The sequence below is a fragment of the Rhodococcus xishaensis genome (genome assembly GCF_004011825.1).
Classification (GTDB): domain Bacteria; phylum Actinomycetota; class Actinomycetes; order Mycobacteriales; family Mycobacteriaceae; genus Prescottella; species Prescottella xishaensis.
The window spans coordinates 491,984-515,280 of the sequence record NZ_RKLO01000001.1; the positions used below are offsets into that span (position 1 = coordinate 491,984).

19 protein-coding genes and 1 tRNA gene are annotated in these 23,297 nt (G+C 66.7%); 13 read left to right on the forward strand and 7 right to left on the reverse strand.

Translation table 11 applies throughout. The features are described 5' to 3' along the window. Window positions 1-21: 21 nt before the first annotated feature. Window positions 22-2,052: an NADPH-dependent 2,4-dienoyl-CoA reductase gene (locus EGT50_RS02375; RefSeq protein ID WP_127950981.1), complete on the reverse strand. Its 2,031-nt coding sequence runs from the start codon at window positions 2,050-2,052 to the stop codon at window positions 22-24. 44 nt (window positions 2,053-2,096) lie between these two features. Further along, complete coding sequence (locus EGT50_RS02380; RefSeq protein WP_127950982.1) at window positions 2,097-2,636, reverse strand: PadR family transcriptional regulator; 540 nt, start codon at window positions 2,634-2,636, stop codon at window positions 2,097-2,099. 105 nt (window positions 2,637-2,741) lie between these two features. Between EGT50_RS02380 and EGT50_RS02385 the strand changes: the two genes are divergently transcribed. Then, complete coding sequence (locus EGT50_RS02385; RefSeq protein WP_127950983.1) at window positions 2,742-4,088, forward strand: MFS transporter; 1,347 nt, start codon at window positions 2,742-2,744, stop codon at window positions 4,086-4,088. Window positions 4,089-4,096: 8 nt separating this feature from the next. On the opposite strand, the gene EGT50_RS02390 is transcribed toward EGT50_RS02385, so the two are convergent. Beyond that, window positions 4,097-4,942, reverse strand: coding sequence for an alpha/beta fold hydrolase (locus EGT50_RS02390; RefSeq protein WP_127951359.1), 846 nt, complete (start codon window positions 4,940-4,942; stop codon window positions 4,097-4,099). Window positions 4,943-5,113: 171 nt separating this feature from the next. Between EGT50_RS02390 and EGT50_RS02395 the strand changes: the two genes are divergently transcribed. Beyond that, a complete protein-coding gene (locus EGT50_RS02395; protein WP_235870514.1) occupies window positions 5,114-6,625 on the forward strand; it encodes a DUF4185 domain-containing protein in 1,512 nt (503 codons plus the stop codon). Between the two features lie 405 nt (window positions 6,626-7,030). Continuing rightward, window positions 7,031-8,527: a DUF4185 domain-containing protein gene (locus EGT50_RS02400; protein WP_235870515.1), complete on the forward strand. Its 1,497-nt coding sequence runs from the start codon at window positions 7,031-7,033 to the stop codon at window positions 8,525-8,527. A gap of 195 nt (window positions 8,528-8,722) precedes the next feature. Here the strand turns inward: EGT50_RS02400 and EGT50_RS02405 are convergent, their stop codons facing one another. The 4 genes from EGT50_RS02405 to EGT50_RS02420 form a co-directional block, all read right to left on the reverse strand. Continuing rightward, window positions 8,723-9,427: a hypothetical protein gene (locus EGT50_RS02405; RefSeq protein ID WP_127950984.1), complete on the reverse strand. Its 705-nt coding sequence runs from the start codon at window positions 9,425-9,427 to the stop codon at window positions 8,723-8,725. 304 nt (window positions 9,428-9,731) lie between these two features. Next, window positions 9,732-10,247: a hypothetical protein gene (locus EGT50_RS02410; protein WP_127950985.1), complete on the reverse strand. Its 516-nt coding sequence runs from the start codon at window positions 10,245-10,247 to the stop codon at window positions 9,732-9,734. Between the two features lie 341 nt (window positions 10,248-10,588). Further along, window positions 10,589-11,059: a hypothetical protein gene (locus tag EGT50_RS02415; protein ID WP_127950986.1), complete on the reverse strand. Its 471-nt coding sequence runs from the start codon at window positions 11,057-11,059 to the stop codon at window positions 10,589-10,591. A gap of 521 nt (window positions 11,060-11,580) precedes the next feature. Further along, window positions 11,581-11,654 (reverse strand) — tRNA-Arg (locus EGT50_RS02420). A 166-nt stretch (window positions 11,655-11,820) separates the two neighbouring features. On the opposite strand from EGT50_RS02420, the gene EGT50_RS02425 reads away from it, so the two are divergent. The 10 genes from EGT50_RS02425 (at window position 11,821) to EGT50_RS02470 (ending at window position 23,260) form a co-directional block, all read left to right on the forward strand. Continuing rightward, window positions 11,821-12,957 (forward strand): XdhC family protein, encoded by a 1,137-nt coding sequence (locus tag EGT50_RS02425; RefSeq protein ID WP_127950987.1) that lies wholly within the window; start codon window positions 11,821-11,823, stop codon window positions 12,955-12,957. A 97-nt stretch (window positions 12,958-13,054) separates the two neighbouring features. Beyond that, window positions 13,055-13,948 carry an FAD binding domain-containing protein gene (locus tag EGT50_RS02430; protein ID WP_127950988.1) on the forward strand — a complete coding sequence of 298 codons (894 nt, stop codon included), beginning with the start codon at window positions 13,055-13,057 and terminating at the stop codon, window positions 13,946-13,948. Window position 13,949: 1 nt separating this feature from the next. Then, window positions 13,950-14,447: a (2Fe-2S)-binding protein gene (locus EGT50_RS02435; RefSeq protein ID WP_127950989.1), complete on the forward strand. Its 498-nt coding sequence runs from the start codon at window positions 13,950-13,952 to the stop codon at window positions 14,445-14,447. Then, window positions 14,444-16,861, forward strand: coding sequence for an aerobic carbon-monoxide dehydrogenase large subunit (locus EGT50_RS02440; RefSeq protein ID WP_127950990.1), 2,418 nt, complete (start codon window positions 14,444-14,446; stop codon window positions 16,859-16,861). Before EGT50_RS02435 ends, EGT50_RS02440 begins: the two co-directional genes overlap by 4 nt. Before the next feature lie 12 nt (window positions 16,862-16,873). Next, a complete protein-coding gene (locus EGT50_RS02445) occupies window positions 16,874-17,767 on the forward strand; it encodes an XdhC family protein (RefSeq protein ID WP_127950991.1) in 894 nt (297 codons plus the stop codon). Further along, window positions 17,758-18,348, forward strand: coding sequence for a nucleotidyltransferase family protein (locus EGT50_RS02450; protein ID WP_127950992.1), 591 nt, complete (start codon window positions 17,758-17,760; stop codon window positions 18,346-18,348). The genes EGT50_RS02445 and EGT50_RS02450 overlap by 10 nt, the downstream gene beginning before the upstream one ends. Beyond that, entirely contained in the window at window positions 18,345-19,244 is a 900-nt protein-coding gene (locus EGT50_RS02455; RefSeq protein WP_127950993.1) for an AAA family ATPase, read from the forward strand. Before EGT50_RS02450 ends, EGT50_RS02455 begins: the two co-directional genes overlap by 4 nt. Before the next feature lie 10 nt (window positions 19,245-19,254). Next, window positions 19,255-19,917 (forward strand): SRPBCC family protein, encoded by a 663-nt coding sequence (locus tag EGT50_RS02460; protein WP_127950994.1) that lies wholly within the window; start codon window positions 19,255-19,257, stop codon window positions 19,915-19,917. After that, window positions 19,914-21,212, forward strand: coding sequence for a vWA domain-containing protein (locus EGT50_RS02465; RefSeq protein WP_206615706.1), 1,299 nt, complete (start codon window positions 19,914-19,916; stop codon window positions 21,210-21,212). The genes EGT50_RS02460 and EGT50_RS02465 overlap by 4 nt, the downstream gene beginning before the upstream one ends. A 17-nt stretch (window positions 21,213-21,229) precedes the next feature. Next, window positions 21,230-23,260, forward strand: a complete 2,031-nt coding sequence (locus EGT50_RS02470) for a cytochrome c oxidase assembly protein (protein ID WP_127950995.1) — start codon at window positions 21,230-21,232, stop codon at window positions 23,258-23,260. Window positions 23,261-23,297: the final 37 nt, after the last annotated feature.

Genomic DNA, 23,297 nt, shown 5'->3' on the forward strand with positions numbered 1-23,297 from the left:
GGGAAACATGGTGGTCATGCGTCAGATCCCCGCTGCCAGGCGCGTGCCCTGCTCGATGGCGCGCTTGGCGTCGAGCTCGGCCGCAACGTCGGCACCACCGATGATGTGCGTCGTCACGCCCGCCGTGGTGAGGTCGTCCACGAGGTCGCGCACCGATTCCTGACCGGCGCAGATCACGACGTTGTCCACGGCGAGGGTGCGGGGACGCTCGCGCTTCTCGCCGAACGTGATGTGCAGGCCTTCGTCATCGATGCGTTCGTAGTTGACACCGGAAAGTTCTTCGACGCCTTTGGCCTTCAGTGCGGCACGATGCACCCAGCCGGTGGTCTTCGCGAGTCCCGCTCCGATCCGACCGGGCTTGCGCTGCAGCAGGTAGACCTCGCGCAGTGACGGTGACGGCTCCGGCTTGGTGAGGGCGCCTGCGGCCGTTTCCGGGTCGGTCACACCCCATTCGCGCTTCCATTCGGCGAGGTCGAGCGTGGGGGAGTGCTCGTGGGTGAGAAACTCGCTGACGTCGACGCCGATGCCGCCCGCGCCGATCACCGCGACCGTACCTCCGACCGTCGCACCATCCCGGACGACGTCGGCGTAGGAGAGCACCTTCGGGTGGTCGATGCCGGCGATGTCGGGCACACGCGGGGTGACGCCGGTGGCGATCACTACCTCGTCGTAGTCGGCTGCGATCAGGTCGGCGGCCTCGGCCCGGGTCCCGAGTCGCACATCGACCCCGGTGAGTTCGAGTTGGCGCCGGAAGTACCGAATCGTCTCGGCGAACTCTTCCTTGCCAGGGATCTTCTGCGCGATCCCGAACTGGCCGCCGATCTCGTCCCGAGCCTCGAACAACGTGATGGCGTGACCTCGCTGTGCAAGGCCAAGCGCCGCTGAGAGTCCGGCGGGTCCGGCACCGACCACGGCCACCTTCTTCTTCCGGCGTGTGGGCAGCAGCTTCAATTCGGTCTCACGGCCCGCACGCGGGTTGAGCAGGCACGAGACGTGCTTGTTGCCGAACGCGTGGTCGAGACAAGCCTGGTTGCAAGCGATGCACGTGTTGATCTCGTCGGGCGTGCCCGCCTCTGCCTTTCGAACCCACATCGGGTCGGCCAACATCGGCCGGGCCATCGAGATCAGCTGCACCTGATCGCGGGTGAGAATCTCCTCGGCCCCCTCGGGCATGTTGATCCGGTTCGACGCCGCGACCGGAATCGACACGTGCTTCGCGAGCTTCTCGGTGACGTCGACGAACGCTGCCCGCGGTACCGATGTCACGATCGTCGGTACCCGAGATTCGTGCCAGCCGATGTCGGTGTTGATGATCGTCGCCCCGGCCTCCTCGACTTCCTGTGCGAGCGCGACGATCTCGTCCCAGGTCTGCCCGCCCTCGACGAGATCGGCCATCGACAGGCGGAACATGATGACGAACTCCGGCCCGACTGCGGCACGGGTGCGACGAACGATCTCGACGGCCATCCGCCGACGCTTCTGCGATGTGCCGCCCCACTCGTCGGTGCGCTTGTTGGTGCGCTCACACAGGAACTGGTTGATGAAATAGCCTTCGCCGCCCATGATCTCGACGCCGTCGTACCCGGCCGACTGGGCGAGGCGCGCGCAGCGCACGAAATTGCGGATCTGCCACTTCACGCCGCGACTGGTGAGCCGTCGGGGGCGGAACGGGTTGATGGGCGCCTTGATCGACGATGCGCTCACGCTCAACGGCTGGTAGCTGTAGCGGCCGGCGTGCAGGATCTGCAGTGCGATCTTGCCACCCTCGTCGTGGACGGCTTTGGTGATGGTGCGGTGCCGCCGGGCCTCTAGCCGGTTGGTCAGCTTGGCGCCGAACGGCAACAGCCACCCGGTGCGGTTGGGAGCGTATCCGCCGGTCACGATCAGCCCGACGCCGCCGCGTGCCCGTTCGGCGAAGTACTCGGCCAGGCGCCCGGTGTTCTTCGCGCGGTCCTCGAGGCCGGTGTGCATCGAACCCATGATCACGCGGTTCTTCAGCGTCGTGAAGCCGAGATCGAGCGGCGCGAGTATGTGTGGGAAGGAGGAGGTCATGCCTGGCCTTTCGGTCGGGTAGGAGGTTTACCGTGGGAACGTCGTCAGTGCTGGTTGCCGAGGGTGGCCAGCACCTCATCGCACCAGTCGACGAATCCTCCCTCGACGAGGATGCCGCCACGAAGGACGAGGTACTGGTGCAGGGTCCGGCCGGTGCGGTCCCGGGGCTCGGGGAAGTCATGTCGTTCGATGCGCCGGTACAGGTCGAGGCGCGCGGCATGCTCGTCGCGGTGCCGGCGTACCTCGGCGAGCAGTGAGGCCACGTCCCCGTTCGCGACGCCGCGGATCTTCACGGCGAGTTCGTTGCGTAGGGGTCCGGGTTGGGTGGGCTCGGCGATCCAGCGGGCCACTTCGGCCCGTCCCGCGCTCGAGACGTGGTACACCTTCTTGTCTGGGCGACCGTCCTGTGCGATCGATTCGCCCGTGACCCAGCCCGCATCGTCCATCCGCTTGAGTACGCGGTAGATCTGCTGGTGGGTGGCGCTCCAGAAGAAGCCGATCGACCTGTCGAACCGGCGCGCGAGTTCGTACCCTGAGCCGGACTGTTCGCTGAGGGACACGAGGATCGCGTGTTCGAGTGCCACGACCAACATCTTGTATGCAACAGGGTGAGTATGCAACCCGGTGCTTAAATAGGTTGGTGTGTTGTGGCCGCAGGTCGACGGCGTGCGCGATTAGGCTCAGGAGCCATGAGCGCCGGTGTGGCGGGGGAGGCGGGCATCGGTCAGGCGGCGACACGACGCCAGATCGCGGCATGGGGCCTTTGGGACTGGGGTGGGGCGGCGTTCAACGCCGTCATCCTCACGTTCGTGTTCTCCGTCTACCTCACCGACGCGGTCGGGGACGACCTGCCCGGTTCGGTGTCTGCGAGTACTTGGCTGGGATGGTCTCTCGGCATCGCAGGCTTCTTCGTCGCGGTGCTCGCGCCGGTGAGCGGACAGCGATTCGATGCGACGGGTCGGCGCAAGCGCTCACTCGCCGTGCTGACGTTCCTGACGGTCGCGGCGATGGCGGGCATGTTCTTCGTTGTCGACGACTATCACTACCTCTGGCTCGGCCTGGTCCTGCTGGGCTTCGCCTCGGTGATCTTCGAACTCGCTCAGGTGCCGTACAACGCCATGCTGCGTCAGGTCTCGACGCCGGAGACCGTCGGTCGGGTGTCCGGGTTCGGCTGGGCGATGGGCTATTTCGGTGGCATCGTGCTGCTGCTCGTATGCTATTTCGGGTTCATCTCCGGAGACGGCGACACACGCGGCCTGCTCGGGCTGACCACCGAGGGCGGTCTCAACGTCAGGTTGGTCGCGCTGCTCGCGGCTGTGTGGCTGGCGGTGTTCGCCATCCCCGTGCTGCTGATGGTGCCCGAAGTGCCACGCACCTCCGCCGACCCGGGTGCGGACACGGGGGGATTCATCGACTCCTACCGGGGGCTGTGGCGAGACCTGCGCGAGTTGTGGGCCGTCGATCGGCGCATCGTGAAATTCCTCATCGCGAGTGCCTTGTTCCGCGACGGGTTGGCCGGCGTCTTCACCTTCGGAGCGGTGCTCGCGGTCAATGTATACGGACTCGCGTCCGACACCGTCCTGCTGTTCGGCGTTGCGGCCAACGTTGTCGCCGCACTGGGTGCGGTCGTCGGCGGACGTGTCGACGACCGTACGGGTCCGAAGCTCGTCATCGTGGCCTCGCTGGTCGCGATGATCGTCGTCGGCATCGTGCTGCTGGCGATCTCTGGTCCGGCGTTGTTCTGGATCTTCGGGCTGCTGCTGTCGCTGTTCGTCGGGCCGGTGCAGTCCTCGGCACGCAGTTTCCTCACCCGGATCACCCCGCCCGGGCGTGAGGGCCAGTTGTTCGGCCTCTACGCCACCACGGGCCGTGCCGTGTCCTTTCTTGCGCCGACGCTGTTCGGCTTCTTCGCGTGGTGGCTCGGTGCCGACCGGGCAGGGATCGTGGGGCTGCTCGTAGTCCTGGGTGTCGGCCTCGCGGCAGTGTCGGTGGTGCAGGGGCCGGCGCGCAGTGCGGCCGGCACCCTCCCGAGCTGACCGATGCGTCAGCCGACCGTCGCGTGCGCGAGGATCGCGTCGGTCAGGGCATCCGGGTTCTCCTCGGGAATCCAGTGGCTGGCACCGTCGAGGACGACGAAACGGTATGGCGCATCCACGAACTCGACGCACCGCTTGGCAGCAGCCGGACCGAGCGCCGGATCCGCGGTGCTCCACACGTACGTCGTGGGCACCCGTACCGGTGGCAGGTTCTCGGACTCCTGGACCATGGCGCGGTACCAATGCAGCGCAGCCGCCAGCGCCCCGGGCTCGGACAGGAGTCGCACGTGCTCCTCGACGAGCTCGGGGTCGACCCCGTCGCCGAACATCGCTCGCAGTCGCCGCGAGTTGTCCTCCAGCAAGACAGCTTCTGCTTTGCCTTCCTGACGGAGCAGGTTGATGTAGCTGGAGCGGCGCTGTTGGTCCTCATCCTCACGTAGGGCCCATCCGAACGCAGCCGGATGCGGGACCGACACCGCGGTCAGGCTACGGAGTCGGTCCGGATGGTGTCCGGCGACCTCCCAGGCGACGGCCGCACCCCAGTCGTGACCCACCAGGTGCGCCGAGTCCAGGCCATAGGCATCGAGCAGTCCGACGACATCTTCGACGAGGCGATCGGCCCGGTAGTCCTCGATGGCCTGTGGCCGGGCGTCGCGCGAATAGCCGCGCTGATTCGGCGCGATGACGCGCATTCCCGCGTCGACCAGCCGCGGAGTAACAAGCCGCCAAGCCGCCGAACTCTCGGGAAACCCATGCAGGAGTACGACCGGGGTTCCGTCGTCCGGTCCGGAAATCGTGACGTCGAACGTTAATTCACCCAGCTGAACTCGGTCGATCCGTGCATCCGTAGTCATGCGGTCACCGTAGCCGAATCGATCCTGCGAGAACAGGAAGAGTTTGGGTTCCAAAGAAATCGCACCATTAATGGCGATGTCGTTGGTGTTCCATGGTTTGCTCATTGGTCTGCGCACACCTCGGGGGAATACGAGCAGGTCACCTCTCGAGTGATGGGAAGGACACAGTTTGTGAGGGCAGTGAATCGTAGTTGGACCGCCGTGCTGTCGGCTGCTGCGGTCACCGTGGGCCTGTCGGTGGCGATGGCGACTCCGGTGGGAGCAGCCGAGGGACCGGTTGGGGGGCCGTGCGGGCAGAGCGGGGGCGGTAACCCGGACAGCCCCGGCAGCCCCGGCAGCCCCGGCAGCTCCGGTAGTTCCGGTAGTTCCGGCAGCTCCGGTAGCGCCGGTAGCTTCAGTAGCGGCGGTGGTTCCGGTAGGGGCGGTGGTTCCGGTAGCTCGGGCAGCTCCGGTAGCTCGGGTAGTTCGAGCAGCTCAGGTAGTTCCGGGAGCGCGGGAAGCCTGGTTGGGAGCCTGGGCAGTGCGGTGGGTTCGGTTGCGGATTCTCTTCCGTGGATTCTGGATTCGCCCGACGGTGCGCTGCCGGTGCTGAGAGGCAACACCAAGGCGATCGAGATGGTCACCGGTCCCGGCAGTCCGAATGAGAGCATCGAGAAGTACGGTGTCTCGGGCACGGACCTCGGCATCATCTGGGATGGCGGCCAAGGACAGGTGCTGATGGCCTTCGGGGACACCGTCGGTGACTGCGACGTACCTGGCACCCAGTGGCGTAGCAATGTCTTGTTCCGGAGCAGCGACACCACGTTGAGCGATGGCATGCGGATCGACAGCTCGCCGCTCGCCCCGCCGCCCGCTGTGAACTTCTCCAAGCAGGTCATCCACGGCCTGCTCAACGTTCCGCCAGGCAACCGCCCGGAGTTCACCGTGATCCCGACGGCCGGTGTGGCGGTGGACGGGGTCCAGTACGTTCGCTTCATGTCGGTGCGCTCATGGGACGAACCCGGTGAGTGGACGACGAACTACTCCGCAATCGCCCGCTCGACCGACAATGGCGAGATATGGGACGTGGTACTGCCGACAGTCCGCCTCACCCTCGCCTCAGCGCTTTCGAAGGGCAACGGGGATTGGCAGATGAGTGCGTTCGTGCCAGACCGCGGAGACGGGTTCGTCTACGAATTCGGTACCCCCTCAGGCCGTGCCGGGGCAGCGCGGCTGGCTCGCGTGCCGGCGACCCCGGCGGACTTTGAAGACCCGAGCACGTACGAGTACTGGACGGAAACTGGTTGGTCGTCAGACATTGCGGACGCGGAACCGGTGATCGGGGCACCGGTCAGCGAGTTATCGGTGCAGTGGAATGACTACCTCGGCAAGTACATCGCGATGTACACGGACGCGGGCGGCCTCAAGATCCGCCAGGCCGACGACCCGTGGGGTCCGTGGAGCGGTACCCAAACGCTCATCAGTGCGGCCACGCTGCCGTCGCTGTATGCGGGGTTCATGCACCCGTGGGCGACGGGGTCAGATCTGTTTTTCGTACTGACGACGTGGGACCGGTACAACGTGATCTACATGCGGACTGATCTCCGCAAGGTTGACAAGATGTCGCCGGCTGACCAGTTCGACCGTCCCGACCCCGCGCAGACCGGCGAGCAGGAACTCCTCCGCTACGACCTGCCCGAGTAGGAATGATCGGCACCTGCGCGTGACGTACGGCCCGTCCCGACGGGGGACGGGCCGTTGTCGTCGAAGAGTCCCCTGTTTTCGGTGCCCCGGCAAGGACTCGAACCTGCGACCTCGGCGGCGGTGCCGGCGTAGGGGGTGGGCTCGATTGCGCAGACAGCAGACTCCTCCAGCAGCACTCGGCCTTCATCGACAGTGCAGATTCTGCTGCTGTTGCCGGTTCGTCGTTGTCCGAGGCGGAGCACCCTGCCGGCAAGAACGGGAAGCGAACGCGACTCTACGGAAATCGCACTCGTAGCTTCAGCGTCGTCGTCGGTCTTTCATGGTTTGCTCATTGATCGGCGCACACCTGGGGGGAGGTTTCGTCCGGCTCGTCTCCCCCCTCGAGCGATGGGAAGGACACAGTCTGTGAGAGCAGTGAATCGTAGTTGGACCGCAGCGCTGTCGGCTGCTGCGGTCACCGTCGGCCTGTCGGTGGCGATGACGACTCCGGTCGGAGCCGAAGGGCACGGGGGGCCGTGCGGGCAGAGCGGTAGCGGTAGCTCGGGTAGCAGTGGCAGCTTGGGTAGCAGTGGCAGCTTGGGTAGCAGCGGAAGCTTGGGTAGCTCTGGCAATTCCGGCAGCGGCGGCAGCTCGGGAAGCACCGAAGGCCTGATCGGGAGCCTGGGCTCGGGCAGCCTAGGCAGCGCGACGGGTTCCCTCGTGAATTCGCTTCCCTGGATTATTGGTTCGCCCGACGGCGCGCTGCCGGTGCTGAGGGGCCGCACCAAGGCGATCGAGATGGTCACCGGTCCGGGCAGTCCGAACGAGAGCATCGAGAAGTACAGTGTCTCGGGCACGGACCTCGGCATCATGTGGGATGGCGGCCAAGGACAGGTGCTGATGGCCTTCGGGGACACCGTCGGTGACTGCGACGTACCTGGCACCCAGTGGCGTAGCAACGTCTTGTTCCGGAGCAGCGACACCACGTTGAGCGATGGCATGCGGATCGACAACTCGCCGCTCGCCCCGCCGCCCGCTGTGAACTTCTCCAGGCAGGTCATCGACGGCCTGCTCGAGGCTCCGCCGGGCAGCTTCCCCGAGTACACCGTGATACCCACGGCCGGTGTGGCGGTGGACGGGGTCCAGTACGTTCGCTTCATGTCGGTGCGCTCATGGGACGAACCCGGCGAGTGGACGACGAACTACTCCGCAATCGCCCGTTCGGACGACAACGGTGAAACGTGGAATCCAGTGCTGCCGACCGCCCGGGTCAATCTCGACTCGATCATTCCCGAAATCCCTGCGGACCTTGTCCCCGACATACCAGAGATTTCTCCCTACAACAGCGATTGGCAGATGAGTGCCTTCGTGCCAGGCGGTGACGGGTTCATCTACGAATTCGGCACCCCCTCAGGGCGTTCCGGCTCCGCGCGGCTGGCTCGCGTGCCGGCGACCCCGGAGGCCATAGAAGATCCGAGCACGTACGAGTACTGGACTGGGGCCGACTGGTCGCCGGACATCGCGGACGCGGTGCCGGTGATCAAGGCGCCGGTCAGCGAGCTGTCGGTGCAGTGGAATGACTACCTGGGCAAGTACATCGCGATGTACACGGACATAGGTGGCCTGAAGATCCGGATGGCCGACCAACTGGAGGGCCCGTGGAGCGCTACCGAGACGCTCATCAGTGCGGTCACGCTGCCGGCGCTGTACGGCGGGTTCATGCACCCGTGGGCGACCGGTTCAGACCTGTACTTCGTACTGACGACGTGGGATCGGTACAACGTGATCTATATGCGAACCGATCTCTCCAAGGTCGACAACATGTCGCCGGCTGACCAGGTCGATCGTCCCGACCCCGCAGAGACCGGCGAGCAGAAACTCCTCCGTTTCGACATGCCCGAGGACTTGCCCGAAGAGGAATGATCCGCACCGGGTGTGACCGTGGCCCGTCCCCGCATGGGGCGGGCCACGGTCGTCTCAGACTCCTATTCGGTGCCAACACAACCCATTGACCTGGCGAGCGCGTCGTTGAACGGACCCGAACCAACACGAACGAACAGCGGGCGCGAACATGCTTCCGGCCCGACACTGCGATGCCGCCGGGCCAGGAAGCGGTGGTCAGGAAAAGCCGAGGACGCCTTCGAGACTGCCGGAGTTGCGGGCCCCGAGGGCGCCTTCGAGGCTGCCGGCGTCGAGGGTCCCGAGGATGCCTTCGAGGCTGCCGGCGTCGAGGGTCCCGAGGATGCCTTCGAGGCTGCCGGCGTCGAGGGTCCCGAGGATGCCTTCGAGGCTGCCGGCGTCGAGGGTCCCGAGGATGCCTTCGAGACCGCCGAGGCCGAGGATCTCGAGGATGCCTTCGAGACCGCCGAGGCCGAGGGTCCCGAGGAAGTCTTCGAGACTGCCGGGTCCGGTGCTGTCATCGTCGGTGCTGCCCGAGGTGGTGAACGGAAACGGCTCAGCCGTCTTGCGTCCGGTTTCGCCCGTGCCCCACGTCTCGGAAGTATCTGGGTGGCTACACGTCCACCAGATCTGATAGTCGCCATCGACGAAGGTCGCCCCGATGCGACGCTCGTAGCCGCGTTGGATCTGCGTCGTCACGAAAACGTTTGGTTCGGCTGAGGGGTTGGTGGTGTTCCTTTCATTCCATTGGCAGACAATCTCCCCTTGGCTGTTGTTGGTGAGGGTGACCCAAACGTCGTTGCCCTCGACCTCGGCGGCGAGGGTGACGTCGTCGGGTGCGGCGTTGGCCGGCGCGGCGAACACGGCGGCCAGGAGCGGAGCGGCCAAGGCTACTGCGGCGGCGGCACGAACTGACTTGATCACAAGTTCCCCTTTCGCTTGTTCTCCGTATGCAGCCCGCGTGCGGGTGGTAGTGCACCGGTGGTACCTCGAAAGAGCGCGGGTATCTCCGCCCCGACTTGAAGGAAATTAACATCTGCCGTTGATCGAAGAAGCCCGAATCACCGTTAACGGCTGGCGGCAGCACACACAAGAAGCCGAGCTACATGGCGAACGACCGAACGGGGTGTGTCAGGTGAGAGGCCGACCCGACCCAGCACGACCGAGTAGTGGGCCCGAACATGCTTCTGGCCCGGCACCGTGATGGTGCCGGGCCAGAAAGGGATGGTTAAGAAAGTCCGAAACTGCCGTATTCGAGGCTGCCGAGGCTGCCGTACTCGAGGCTCGCGAGTCCCCCGTACTTGAGGCTGCCAAGGCTGCCAGTGCCGGTGCTGCCGAGGCTACCGGCGGGGCTGAACGCCGCGGTGAATGCATGAGGCTGGTCCGTTTCTCGCCCGGTTTCCCCTGTCCCCCATGTCTCGCCACTCAAAGCGTCGCCGCACGACCAGCTGAGGTGGTAGTCGCCATCGATGAATACCGTCGTGATGACCCAGCCACGGTTGGGATGGATGTTCAAATGCGGGGACTCGTTCTTGATTTCGGGATTGGCGTCGTTTGTTGCCACCCAGTTGCAGGTGATCATCCCCGAGCTGTTGTTGGTGATGGCGACGTCAACGAAGTTGCCCCTGACGTCGACGGAGAGGGTGACGTCTTCGGGTGCGGCGTTGGCTGGCGGGGCGAACACGGCGGCCAGGATCGGGGCGGCCAAGGCTGCTGCTGCGGCGGCACGTACTGACTTGATCAAGGAGCTCTCTTTCTCTTGTTCTCCGTATGCAGGCCCGCGTACGGGTGGTGGTGGTGCACCGGTGGTACCTCGAAAGAACGCGAGTGAATCGCTTCCGGCGGGAAGGAATTTAACAGTGTCCCGCCCGACAAAGTTCGGGAAATCGCCATGCGCAGTGTTCCGATCGAAGCCCCCGTACCCCACAACAGCTGACGGCGGCACTCATAGGAAGCCGAGCTACATGCCGAACGATCGAACGAGTGTGCTAAGCGGGGGCGGACCCGAACCAACACGGACGAACAGCGGGCCCGAAATGCTTCTGACCCGACACCGTGAATGGTGCCGGGCCAGAAAGGGGGCGGTCAGGAACTGCCGAAGCTGCCGGACGTGCTCCCTAGGCTGCCGAGGCTGCCTGAACCGGTGCCCTCGTCGTCGGTATCAGCCGGGGCGGTGAACAGGAACGGATCGGCCGTCTTTCGCCCTGTGTCCCACGTCGACCCCCACGTCTCGCCGCCGAGCGGGGTGACGCAGTTCCAGTTGATGCTATAGCTACCATCGGCGACGGTCACCGGGAAGCGATACACCTCGTCGGACTCGACACGCTGGAAGAAGGCTCGGTAGGACTCGCCGAAGATCCGGTCTTCCGCTGCCGTCCAGTGGCAGACGATTGTCCTCTGGCTGTCGTTGGTGATGATGACTTCAACGTCGTTGCCCTGAACCTTGGCGGAGAGGGTGACGTCTTTGACTCCGGCGTTGGCCGGCGCGGCGAACACGGCGGCCAGGAGCGGCGCGGCCAAGGCTGCTGCGGCGGCGGCACGTACTGACTTGATCAAGGAGTTCTCTTTCTCTTGTTCTCCGTATGCGGGCCCGCGTGCGGGTGGTCGTGCACCGGTGGTACCTCGAAAGAACGCGAGTGAATCCCTCCCGGCGGGAAGGAATCTAACAGTGCCTACCGCAAATGTTTGGGGAATCGTCCTGCACAACGTTTTGATCGAAGCCCGCATCGCCCACAGAAGCTGACCGGCGAGGAGGCGCCGTGAACCCGATCGAACCCACCACTGCTATCGCCGCGGGTGTCTGCGGCGCATCGTCGACAGCGTGGCACGGCAGGGGAGGTCGCACGGAAGGGGAGGGGGAGAACCCCGTCGCAGGAGGACGGAGGCTCCCTGGAGATCGGGGGTCAGTCAGCTGGATCCGTGTTCCGGGAACGGGCTGGGCCGGGTAGGTGCCACTGCCCATTTACTCCCCACTTTGGCCTCCGCAACGCTCTCTCACTCGTCATATGAAGGTCGTGGAGAATCGGAATTCCAACAGTTCAGACCGATATCTGGCATGTTAAGTCTGATGAGATGAGTGCCCCCGGCAGGACTCGAACCTGCGACCTAGAGATTAGAAGGCTCTTGCTCTATCCAGCTGAGCTACGGAGGCGCGGCCAGAAGCATACCCGCCCGTCCGGGGTGCCCCGTGCACGCTGATTGATGAATACCAAATTCACACGCCACCACCAGAACCGATCCTAGCCGCGTCACCACGGAATAAGCTCGCTGTTGAACAACCTCACCAAAGGCGACGGCCGGAACTGGGGGCTGACGCGATGCGCGACGTCTTGTCCGATCTCTTCACAATTTGGCGGGCGGGCGGCACAGCTGGACTGGGCACGGTGGTCGCGACATTCCGGTCTGCGCCTCGAGATCCGGGCGCCGCGATGCTGGTGGCACCGGACGGGAGCGTCACCGGGTCCGTCTCGGGTGGCTGTGTCGAGGGCGCGGTGTATGACCTCGCGTCGGAGGTCGTCGGCACCGGCCGGCCGGTTCTCGAGCGATACGGTGTGAGCGACGAGGACGCCTTCGCGGTCGGCCTCACCTGCGGGGGTGTCCTCGACGTCTTCGTCGAGCCGGTCTCTCGCGACACCTTCCCGGACCTCGATGCGGTCGTCGCTGACATCCGCGAGAACCTGCCGGTCGCAGTCGCTACGGTCATCGCGGACATCGATCGCCCCGACGGTGCGCGGGTGGGCCGCCATCTCGTTGTCCGGCCGGAGAACGCAAGCGGATCGCTCGGCTCCGCTCGTCTGGACCAGGCCGTGACCGACGACGGGCGCGGGCTGCTGGCCGCAGGCCGGTCCGCGGTCCTCGAGTACGGACCTGACGGGCAGCGCCGCGGGGAGGGCCTGCGGGTGTTCGTCTCGAGCTTCGCGCCGCCGCCGCGGATGCTCGTGTTCGGTGCGATCGACTTTGCCGCCGCCGTCGCGCGGCAGGGTGCGTTCCTCGGCTACCGGGTCACCGTGTGTGACGCGCGCGAGGTGTTCGCGACCGCTAGCCGGTTCCCGACCGCCGACGAGGTGGTGGTGGACTGGCCGCACCGATATCTCGCCGCACAGGCCGAGGCCGGTGCGATCGACAGGCGCACCGTGATCTGCGTCCTCACCCACGACCCCAAGTTCGACGTCCCGCTCCTCGAGGTAGCGCTGCGCCTCCCCGACGTGGGCTTCGTCGGGGCGATGGGCTCCGAGCGCACCCACCTGGACCGTCTCGCGCGGCTGCGTGAGGCCGGTCTGACGGATGAGGAATTGTCGAGGTTGTCGAGTCCTATCGGGCTCGATCTCGGTGCGCGCACACCCGAGGAGACAGCGGTGTCGATCGCCGCCGAGATCATCGCTCGGCGGTGGGGTGGCGGGGGTCGACCGCTACGTGACCTGCACGGACGTATTCACCATGACCGACCCGAATGATTACGGCACCGAGATCAAGTGATCGCTGAATAGGCCTTGACGGTGGCCTTCACCCTGGAACAGGCTGGAAACGATCCGGCTCTGTGAGGAGTGACACATGCAGGTTCCGGGATTGTTCGAATACGAACGCGCCGCCGACGTCGCGGATGCGATTGCGTTGCTGGATCGGCTGGGCGACGAGGCAAGGGTGGTTGCGGGCGGTCACAGCCTGTTGCCGATGATGAAGCTGCGGCTGGCCAACCCCGAGTACCTCATCGACATCAACGACCTTGTCGACGAACTGGGATACATCTTGGTCGCGTCAGACGCTGTCCGGATCGGCGCGATGGTCCGACATCGTCAGATGCTCGAGTCCGACGACCTGGCGAAGGTGTTCCCGATCTTCCGGGACGCCGAGCGTGTGATCGCCGACCCGGTAGTGCGCAATCGTGGCACCATCGGCGGTTCGCTCTGCCAGGCCGATCCAGCCGAGGATCTGACGACGGTGTGCTCGGTGGTCGGCGCCGTCTGCGTCATTCGTGGCCCGACCGGCGTGCGTGAGGTGCCGATGGACGAGTTTCTCGTCGGCCCGTACGAAACTGCCGTACGCAGCAACGAGATCCTCGTCGAGGTCCGCGTCCCCCGTACCCCGCCGGAGCATCCAGGATCCAGCGCTTACTCGAAAGTGGAACGACGCGTGGGGGACTGGGCCATCGCAGCCGCGGGGGCGGCACTGTGGCTCGACGAGGACCGCATCGGCGGGGCGTCGGTCGGACTCACCGCGGTAGAACCGGACGCCGAGCGGGTGGCGGCGATCGGCGATTTCCTTCGGGGGCAACCGATCACCGAGGAGACGTTCCACAGGGCCGGTGAACTGGCCGGGCAGGCATGTGAACCGGTGGCCGATCCTCGCGGCACCGCGGCCTACAAGCGGCACCTGGCCGACGAACTGACCGTCCGCTCGTTGCGCACCGCTGCCGATCGGGCCGTCGTCCCACGAACGGAGGCATGAGATGCGAGTGACGATGACGGTCAACGGCACCGAGGTCAACGACGACATCGAACCGCGCACGCTGCTGGTGCACTTTCTGCGCGATCGATTGGGACTCACCGGAACCCACTGGGGTTGCGACACGAGTAACTGCGGCACCTGCGTGGTGTCGGTGGACGGCGAACCGGTGAAGTCGTGCACGATGCTTGCGGTCATGGCCGGCGGGCGCGACGTGCGCACGGTCGAGGGACTCTCGCGGGACGGGGTGCTCGACCCCGTGCAGGAAGGGTTCATGCAATGCCACGGACTGCAGTGCGGATTCTGCACGCCCGGCATGATGATTACCGCCCGCGCACTACTCGATCGCGATCCGGATCCTGATGAACAGACAATTCGTGAGGCGATCTCGGGCCAGATCTGCCGTTGCACCGGCTATACCACGATCGTCCGATCCATCCGGTGGGCCGCCGAACACAGCGGCGCGACCACCGACAACGTGACCACCGGAGGTGCGTCGTGACCACGCTCGACAAGGCGCCCGAGACGGTCGATCCCGACAGCGTTTCGAACGACGGGAAGCCGTGCGGGCACGGTCGGATGCTGCGCAAGGAGGACCCGAGGTTCGTCCGCGGAAAGGGCCACTACGTCGACGATGTCCAACTGCCCGGAATGCTGCACCTGGCGATCCTTCGTTCGCCGGTCGCACACGCGCGGGTCGTGAGCGTGGACACGACGGCGGCGCAGGAACATCCCAAGGTTGTGGCCGTCGTCACCGGCGCCGATTTGGCGGAAAAGGGTCTGGCATGGATGCCGACCCTGTCGAACGACGTGCAGGCCGTCCTGGCGACCGACAAGGTGCGGTTCCAGGGGCAGGAGGTGGCGTTCGTCGTCGCCGAGGACCGCTATTCCGCGCGCGATGCGCTGGAGTTGATCGATGTCGAGTACGAACCGCTCGAGCCTGTCGTCGATGCGCGCACTGCACTGTCACCGGACGCACCGGTCATCCGCACCGATCTGGACGGTAAGACCGACAACCACTGCTTCGAGTGGGAGACAGGAGATTCTGCGGCCACCGATGCGGTCTTCGCGAAGGCCGATGTGGTGGTGCGACAGGAGGTCGTGTACCCGCGGGTGCACCCGGCGCCGATGGAGACGTGCGGCGCCGTCGCCGACTACGACGCGGTGAACGGCAAGCTCACACTGTGGTCCACGAGTCAGGCCCCGCACGCCCACCGCACCCTGTACGCGCTGGTCGCGGGGTTGCCGGAGCACAAGATCCGGGTGATCTCGCCGGACATCGGCGGTGGCTTCGGCAACAAGGTGCCGATCTACCCGGGCTACGTGTGCGCGATCGTCGGATCACTGGTCACCGGCAAGCCCGTCAAGTGGATGGAGGACCGCAGCGAGAACCTCACCAGCACCGGCTTCGCGCGTGACTACATCATGGTCGGCGAGATCGCCGCGACCAGCGAGGGCAAGATCCTCGCGATCCGCACCGACGTCCTGGCCGACCACGGCGCGTTCAACGGCACCGCGGCCCCGATCAAGTATCCGGCTGGCTTCTTCGGGGTTTTCACTGGCAGCTACGACCTCGAGGCTGCGTACTGCCACATGACCGCCGTGTACACGAACAAGGCCCCTGGCGGTGTGGCGTACGCGTGTTCGTTCCGCATCACCGAGGCGGTGTACCTCGTCGAGCGAATGGTCGACTGCCTCGCGTACGACCTCGACATGGACCCGGCGGAGCTGAGGTTGAAGAACCTGCTGCGCCCCGACCAGTTCCCGTACACGTCCAAGACCGGGTGGAAGTACGACTCGGGCGACTACGCCACGACGATGCGCAAGGCGATGGACATGATCGGCTACGACGAGCTACGCCGGGAGCAGGCCGAGCGCCGCGAGCGTGGCGAGTTGATGGGCATCGGGATGTCCTTCTTCACCGAGGCCGTCGGCGCCGGACCGCGCAAGGACATGGACATCCTCGGGCTCGGTATGGCGGACGGGTGTGAACTCACCGTTCACCCGACCGGCAAGGCGGTCGTCCGGATCTCGGTGCAGACACAGGGGCAGGGGCACGAGACGACGTTCGCGCAGATCGTCGGCGAAGAACTCGGCATTCCACCCGAGGACATCGACGTGGTCCACGGCGACACCGACAACACCCCCTTCGGCCTCGGGACCTACGGAAGCCGCTCGACCCCGGTGTCGGGAGCGGCGGCTGCCCTCGTCGCACGCAAGGTGCGTGACAAGGCGCGGATCATCGCGTCGGGCATGCTCGAGGTGTCCGTCGCTGACCTCGAATGGGTCAAGGACGACGAGCGCGGCGGTGCGTTCCAGGTGAAGGGCGACCCCTCGGCGGCGGTGACGATCCAGGACATCGCGATGCGTTCGTATGGGGCCGGAGATCTACCCGACGGCATCGAGGGCGGCCTCGAAGCCCAGATCTGTTACAACCCAGAGAATCTCACCTACCCGTACGGAGCGTACTTCTGCATCGTGGACGTCGACCCCGGCACCTGTGAGGTGAAGGTGCGCCGGTTCCTCGCGGTCGACGACTGCGGCACCCGCATCAACCCGATGATCATCGAAGGGCAGGTTCACGGCGGCATCACCGATGGAATCGGTATGGCGCTCATGGAGATCGTCGCATTCGACGAGGACGGCAACTGCCTCGGTGGCTCGTTCATGGACTACCTGATCCCGACGGCGCTCGAGGTGCCGCACTTCGAGACGGGATTCACGGTCACCCCGTCGCCACACCATCCCATCGGAGCCAAGGGGGTTGGGGAAAGCGCGACCGTGGGCTCGCCGCCGGCCGTGGTGAATGCCGTCGTCGATGCGTTGAAGCCGTACGGGGTGCGTCACGCGGACATGCCGCTGACGCCGTCCCGCGTGTGGGAGGCGATGCAGGGTCGGGCGGCCCCGCCGATCTGACGGGAGGTGCGAATGGATCTCGGTGCACGCGCCGCACTGTTGGCTAGCGAGCGGCGAGCCTTCGTCCGCGCGACGGTAGTTCGCGCCCAGCAACCGACCTCGTCGGCGCCAGGCAATGACGCGATCGTGTTGGCGGACGGTACGATCGAAGGCTTCGTCGGTGGCCACTGCGTGCAGAACTCGGTACGGCAGGCCGCGACGGAAGTACTCGAGACGGGCGAGAGTCTGCTGCTGCGGGTCCTGCCTGACGACGGGCCCGTCTACCCGGATGTCCCCGGGGCGCGTGTGGTCACGAACCCGTGCCTGTCCGGCGGGGCGATCGAGATCTTCCTGCAGCCGTGCCTGCCCGCGCCGATCGTGAGGGTTGTCGGCGAGACTCCCGTCGCGGACGCGGTCGCCTCGTTCGCCGAGTCGCTCGACCTCGAGGTCCAGCGCGGCCCCACACCGAGCGTTGGGGAATCGGCGGTGGTCGTCGCAAGCCTCGGCGGGGACGAGCCGAGCGTGATCCGGGAGGCGCTCGACGCCGGAGCCGGTTACGTCGGACTCGTCGCGAGCCGGTCCCGCGGAGCCGCGATCCTCGACGAACTCGACCTCGACCCCGAGCCGCGTGCCGCCGTCCACACCCCGGCGGGACTGCCCATAGGAGCGCGAACGCCGAGCGAGATCGCGGTGTCGATTCTCGCCGAGTTGGTCCGTGAGATTCGCGGCGGGCAGCTGCCGGATCGAACAGTCACCGGGACAACGGGGTCGGAGACCGCCCGACTGACCGTGGTCGACCCCGTGTGCGGCATGACCGTCATCGTCGACGACGAGACCCCGCACCTGCAGATCGACGGTGAGGACTACTGGTTTTGTGCGCCCGGGTGTCTGCGAGCCTATGAGAAGGAGCGAGCCCGATGTTCGTGACCGGACTGGTGCTGGCCGCCGGTAGGTCTCGGCGACTGGGGCGGCCCAAGCAACTGCTGCCGTACCGCGGCGCGACCCTGCTCGACGCGACGTTGCGAACAGCCCGGGCTTGCCGTTTCCACCAGCTGCTGGTGACCGTGCCAGGGGCCGCCGAAGCGATCGAGGACATTGTCGACCTACGCGGCTGCACCGTAGTCCACACCCCCGACTCGGGCAGCGGCTGCTCGGCGTCGGTGAAAGCGGCCCTGCCCGAGGTCGATCCGCTCGCGGCCGGGATCGTGCTGCTGCTCGGTGACCAACCCGGTGTCCAACCGTGGACGGTGCGCGACCTCGTATCCCGCGGCGCCATGGAGAACATCGGAATGTGTCGCTACACGGACGGACTCGGTCATCCACTGTGGTTGGGACGCAGTGTGTTCGGCGAACTGGCCATGCTGCGCGGTGACAAGGCCGTGTGGGGCCTGTTCGACCGTCACCCGGACGACGCGTTCGAGATTCCGGTGGACGATCGGATCCCGCTCGACGTCGATACCTGGGATGAATACCGGGCGCTGCTCGACCAGGACCAGGACGCGTCGTGACCGCGGCCCCCAACACCTACTTCACCGGCGTCGACGACCTGATTCGACGGTTCGATGCGCAGGACTACCTTCTCGACGAAGGCACCGCCACCGCCCTTTTCCTGGCGCTGCGCCTGGGGCGCCCGCTACTCCTCGAGGGTGAGCCCGGCGTGGGAAAGACGACGGCGGTGAAGGCGCTCGCCGCGGCGCTGGGCGCACCATTGGTTCGGCTGCAGTGCTACGAGGGGCTGGCCGCCGACGAGGCCCTCTACGACTGGAACTACCAGCGGCAACTGTTGGCCGTGCGGTTGTCCGAGGCGCGTGGTGAGCGGCTGGAGGAGGCAGATCTGTTCACGGAGCGATTCCTGCTGGAACGTCCCATCCTGCGGTGTGTGCGCCACCGCGGCGGACTGCCACCAGTGCTGCTGATCGACGAGATCGATCGGGCCGATGACGAATTCGAGGCCCTACTTCTCGAGTTCCTCGGTGAGGCCTCGGTGACGGTCCCCGAACTCGGCACATTCGTCGCGGAACAGGCCCCGATCGTGGTTCTGACGTCCAATCGCAGCCGCGACCTGCACGATGCACTGCGCCGACGGTGCCTCTACCACTGGATCGACTATCCGATGCCCGAACGGGCCGCGGCGATCCTGCGCCGGACCGTGCCCGGCGCCACCGCCGCGCTGATCGCGAGCGTCACCGAATTCGTGTCGTCGGCGCGGACACTGGACTTGGACAAGCCGCCCGGTGTCGCGGAGAGCATCGACTGGCTGGCAGCGCTCGCCGCACTCGGGGCTGCCGACCTGGTGCCGGCCGACGCGCTAGCGAGCCTCGGCGCCCTCGCGAAGACCCCTGACGATCGAACCGTGCTGGCAGAGGCGGTCGGCGAATACCCGGCGAGCGGGGCAACCGGATGAGAGGACCAACATGAAGATCGCAGACGAGTTCACGGTCGACGCACCCATCGACCGCGCCTGGGAGGTGCTGACCGACCTCGAGGGCATCGCGCCGCTGCTACCGGGCGCGCAGATGACCGGGCGCGAGGGTGACGACTATCTCGGCACCGTGAAGATCAAGGTGGGACCGGTCACGAGCGAGTTCGCGGGTCGGGCGTCGTTCGTCGAGAAGGACGAGAAGTCTCACACCGCCGTGATCGACGCTCGTGGACGGGAGAAGCGCGGCAGCGGCAACGCGTCGGCGACGATCACCGCTCACCTGGACGCGTCCGGGAGCGCGACCCGGGTCACCGTCGACACCGACATGAAGATCGTGGGCAAGCTCGCCCAGTTCGGCAGCGGGATGATCCAGCAGGTCTCCACGAAACTGATGGGGCAGTTCGCGGCGTCGCTCGAGGACAAACTTGCGGCCGACGCCGGGGCCGGGGGAAAGGGGCCAGCCGAGGCCGCGGCCGAACCCACCGTCGTGACCTCCGTTCCCGAACCGGAGGCGGTTCGTGTGGGGCCGGAACCGGAGCCCCTCGACCTGCTCGAACTGGCAGGCGGTTCGATCGCACGACGCGCGGCACCGTGGATCGCGGCGTTCATCGCGGCCGTCGTCGTCTTCGTCGTCGTGAGGTCCCGGCGTCGGTGACCGGTTCGTCCCCAGTGTTGCTGCGCGGTGTCGATCGGGCGGCGTTCGCGGTTGCACTGGTCGCACGGGCGCGGGAGTCCGGGGTGCGGGTGTCGGCGAGCGGCGCGGCCCGGTTCACCGAGGCGCTGCGCGTGCTACCGCCGACCGGTCGTAGACGGCTGTATTGGACGGCACGGGTCACCCTCGTCGGACGACGCAGCGACCTCGCCCGGTTCGACGCGGTTTTCGCTTCCGTGTTCGACCAGGGGGTGCTGGCACTCGATCCGGCCGCGCGGGCCGCGGGTCGCGGCCGAGGCCGCGTCGACCGTCACGAACCCGGCGACGCGGCGTCCGCACCGACGTCCCGCAGGCCGCGGTCGGCGCCACCGTGGGTGACCCGGGACTCGGGGAGTCCCGACGCCGCAACGATCGCGCCCCCGGACGACGTCGAGGCCGACGTCGAGACGATCGGGCTCACGTTGCGGCTGCCGAGCCCGCTGGAGGCGATCGCGGACCAGCCGTTCGGCCAATTCCGGGACGAGGACCTGAGGCTGCTGGGGCGCTGGCTCGAACAGGCCCGGATGCACTGGCCCACCCGCCGCAGTCGGCGCCGCGAGCCCCACCGCTACGGTCGGGTCGATCTGCGGGCGACGATGCGGCGTGCGCGCGAAACGGGGTTCGAACCGATCCGGCCGGTTCGGTGCCGCCCGCGGGTCCGGCGACGCCGGATCGTCCTGCTGTGCGACGTGAGTCGGTCGATGCACGGGTACGCGGACGTCTATCTGCACCTGATGCGTGCCGCGGTGGTGCGCGGTACCGGCCGCGACGCGGAAGTGTTCGCGTTCGCGACCCGGCTCACCCGGCTGACTGCCGTCCTCGCGCACCGCGACGCCGATGTCGCGGTGGCGCTGGCCAACGAGCGCGTCGTGGACCGATTCGGCGGCACCCACATCGCGGGAAGCCTCGCGGCGCTGTTGTCCTCACCACATGGCAATGTGCTGCGCGGGGCTGTCGTAATCATCGCGTCCGACGGCTGGGACAGCGACACACCCGCCGATCTCGCCCGCGCTGTCGCCCGCGTCCGGCGGCGCGCCCACCGCCTCGTGTGGCTCAATCCCCGTGCAGGCGCACCGGATTTCGAGCCCGTTGCCGGATCCATGTCTGCCGCCTTGCCGTACTGCGATCACTTCCTGTCGGCCCACACCGTCTCGGCGCTCGGTGAGATGTTGGACGTCGTCGCGCGTGCCGCCACCGGCGCGCCCGCACAGTACGGGCAGAGGGCTGTGCGTGGCAGGATGTCCGACGCTACGTCGTAGGTCCTACTCTGGTGGCTATGGCAACACCCCTGCGAGAGCAGTCCGACCTCGCTCCCGTTTCAGCGCGAAGTAGCGGATCCGGCGTCATGTACGCGGTCAGTGCCGTCCTTGCGGGGGTCGTGGCCGCACTGGTCGTGGCGATGTCGGCCGCTCAGGCGCTGGTACTTCTCGGGATCCCCGACCCGGGGCCCTTCACAACCTACGGGCTGCCGGCGATCAGCGCGATCGGCGAGGTGGCTGCAGTCATCACGGTCGGTTCGCTGCTGTTCGCGGCGTTCATGGTGCCGCCGCAGAAGTCGGGTGTCCTCGATGTCGACGGCTACCGTGCCGTCCGTGCGGCATCGCACGCCGCTTTCGCGTGGGCGCTGTGCGCGGTGCTCCTCGTGCCGCTGACGCTGTCGGACACCTCCGGGCAGCCGTTCACGGTGGCGATCGAGCCCGGCAACCTGTGGTCGGCGATCGGGCAGGTCGAGAACGCCGTGGCGTGGGCGTGGACGGCGGGCCTCGCGGTCGTGCTCGCGGTAGCGGCTCGGCTGGCGCTGCGCTGGGCATGGACGCCGTTCCTCCTGCTGCTGAGCGTGATCACGATGATGCCGCTCGCCTTCACCGGGCACTCGTCGGCCGGCGGGTCACACGATGTCGCAACGAACAGCCTCATCTGGCATCTGGTAGCTGCCGCGTTCTGGGCCGGCGGCCTGTTCGCGCTCCTCGCGCATGCCCGCAGGCGTGGCGCGCACTCCGACGTCGCAGCCCGCCGCTTCTCGTTCGTCGCAACGATCTGCTTCGTGGCCATGGCGGTGAGCGGTGTCGTGAACGCGTTCGTGCGGATGCCGCTGGACGAGGTCCTCACCACGACGTACGGCCGGCTGGTCATCGCCAAGGTCGTCGCCCTCGTCGTGCTCGGCGTATTCGGCTGGTTCCACCGGCGCCGGTCGCTGCCCGCGCTGGCGGCGGATCCCGAGTCTCGTGGGGCACTGCTCCGCTTCGCCGGGGCCGAGGCGCTCGTCTTCGCGGCGACCATCGGTCTGGCGGTTGGACTGGGGCGCACACCGCCTCCGCCACCGGAATCTATTCCGACGCTCACCGAGGTCGAACTCGGCTACAACCTCGCCGGGCCGCCGACCTTCGCCCGACTGGCCCTCGATTGGCGCTTCGACCTGATCTTCGGCACCGCTGCGATCGTGCTGGCGGTGCTCTACGCCGTCGGTCTGCGCCGGTTGCGCAGCCGCGGCGACTCGTGGCCGCTCGGCCGCTCGATCGCCTGGTTCGCCGGTTGCCTCGTGCTGCTCGTCGCGACGTCTTCCGGCGTGGGCAGATACGCGCCGGCTGTCTTCAGTGTCCACATGGGTGCCCACATGGCACTGTCGATGCTCGCGCCGGTGCTACTGGCGCTCGGCGGGCCGTTCACGTTGGCGCTGCGGGCGTTGCGCCCTGCAGGCAAGGACGGGGTGCCGGGTCCCCGTGAGTGGCTGCTGAGTTTCCTGCACAGCCCGATCTCGCGGTTCCTCACCCATCCACTGGTGGCGGCCGCGCTGTTCGTCGGTGGCTTCTACGCGCTCTACCTCGGGGGCATCTTCAGTGCCGCGGTCGACAGTCACGCCGCTCACCTGCTGATGAATCTGCACTTCATCCTCAGCGGCTACCTGTTCTACTGGGTCGTCATCGGTGTCGATCCGTCACCGCGGAACCTGCAGCCCATCACGAAACTGGCGGTCGTGTTCGGGTCGTTGCCGTTCCACGCGTTCTTCGGCATCGCGTTGATGAGCATGGGTGAGGTCATGGGCGCGACGTTCTACCGGTCACTGGGACTGGGGTGGAACGAGGACCTGTTGCGTGATCAGCAACTCGGTGGGTCGATCGCGTGGGCCACCGGCGAGATGCCGCTCGTGATCATCATGCTCGCCCTGCTGATCCAGTGGTCGCGCAGCGATCAGCGGACCGCGCGCCGGGTCGATCGCGCCGCCCAGCGGGACGACGACGCGGAACTGGCCGCACACAACGCGATGTTCGCCGAACTCGCGCGTCGCGATCGGGAGGCCGGCCTCTAGCACGTCGCGCCGACAGCCCCGCTGCCGAGCAACCGAT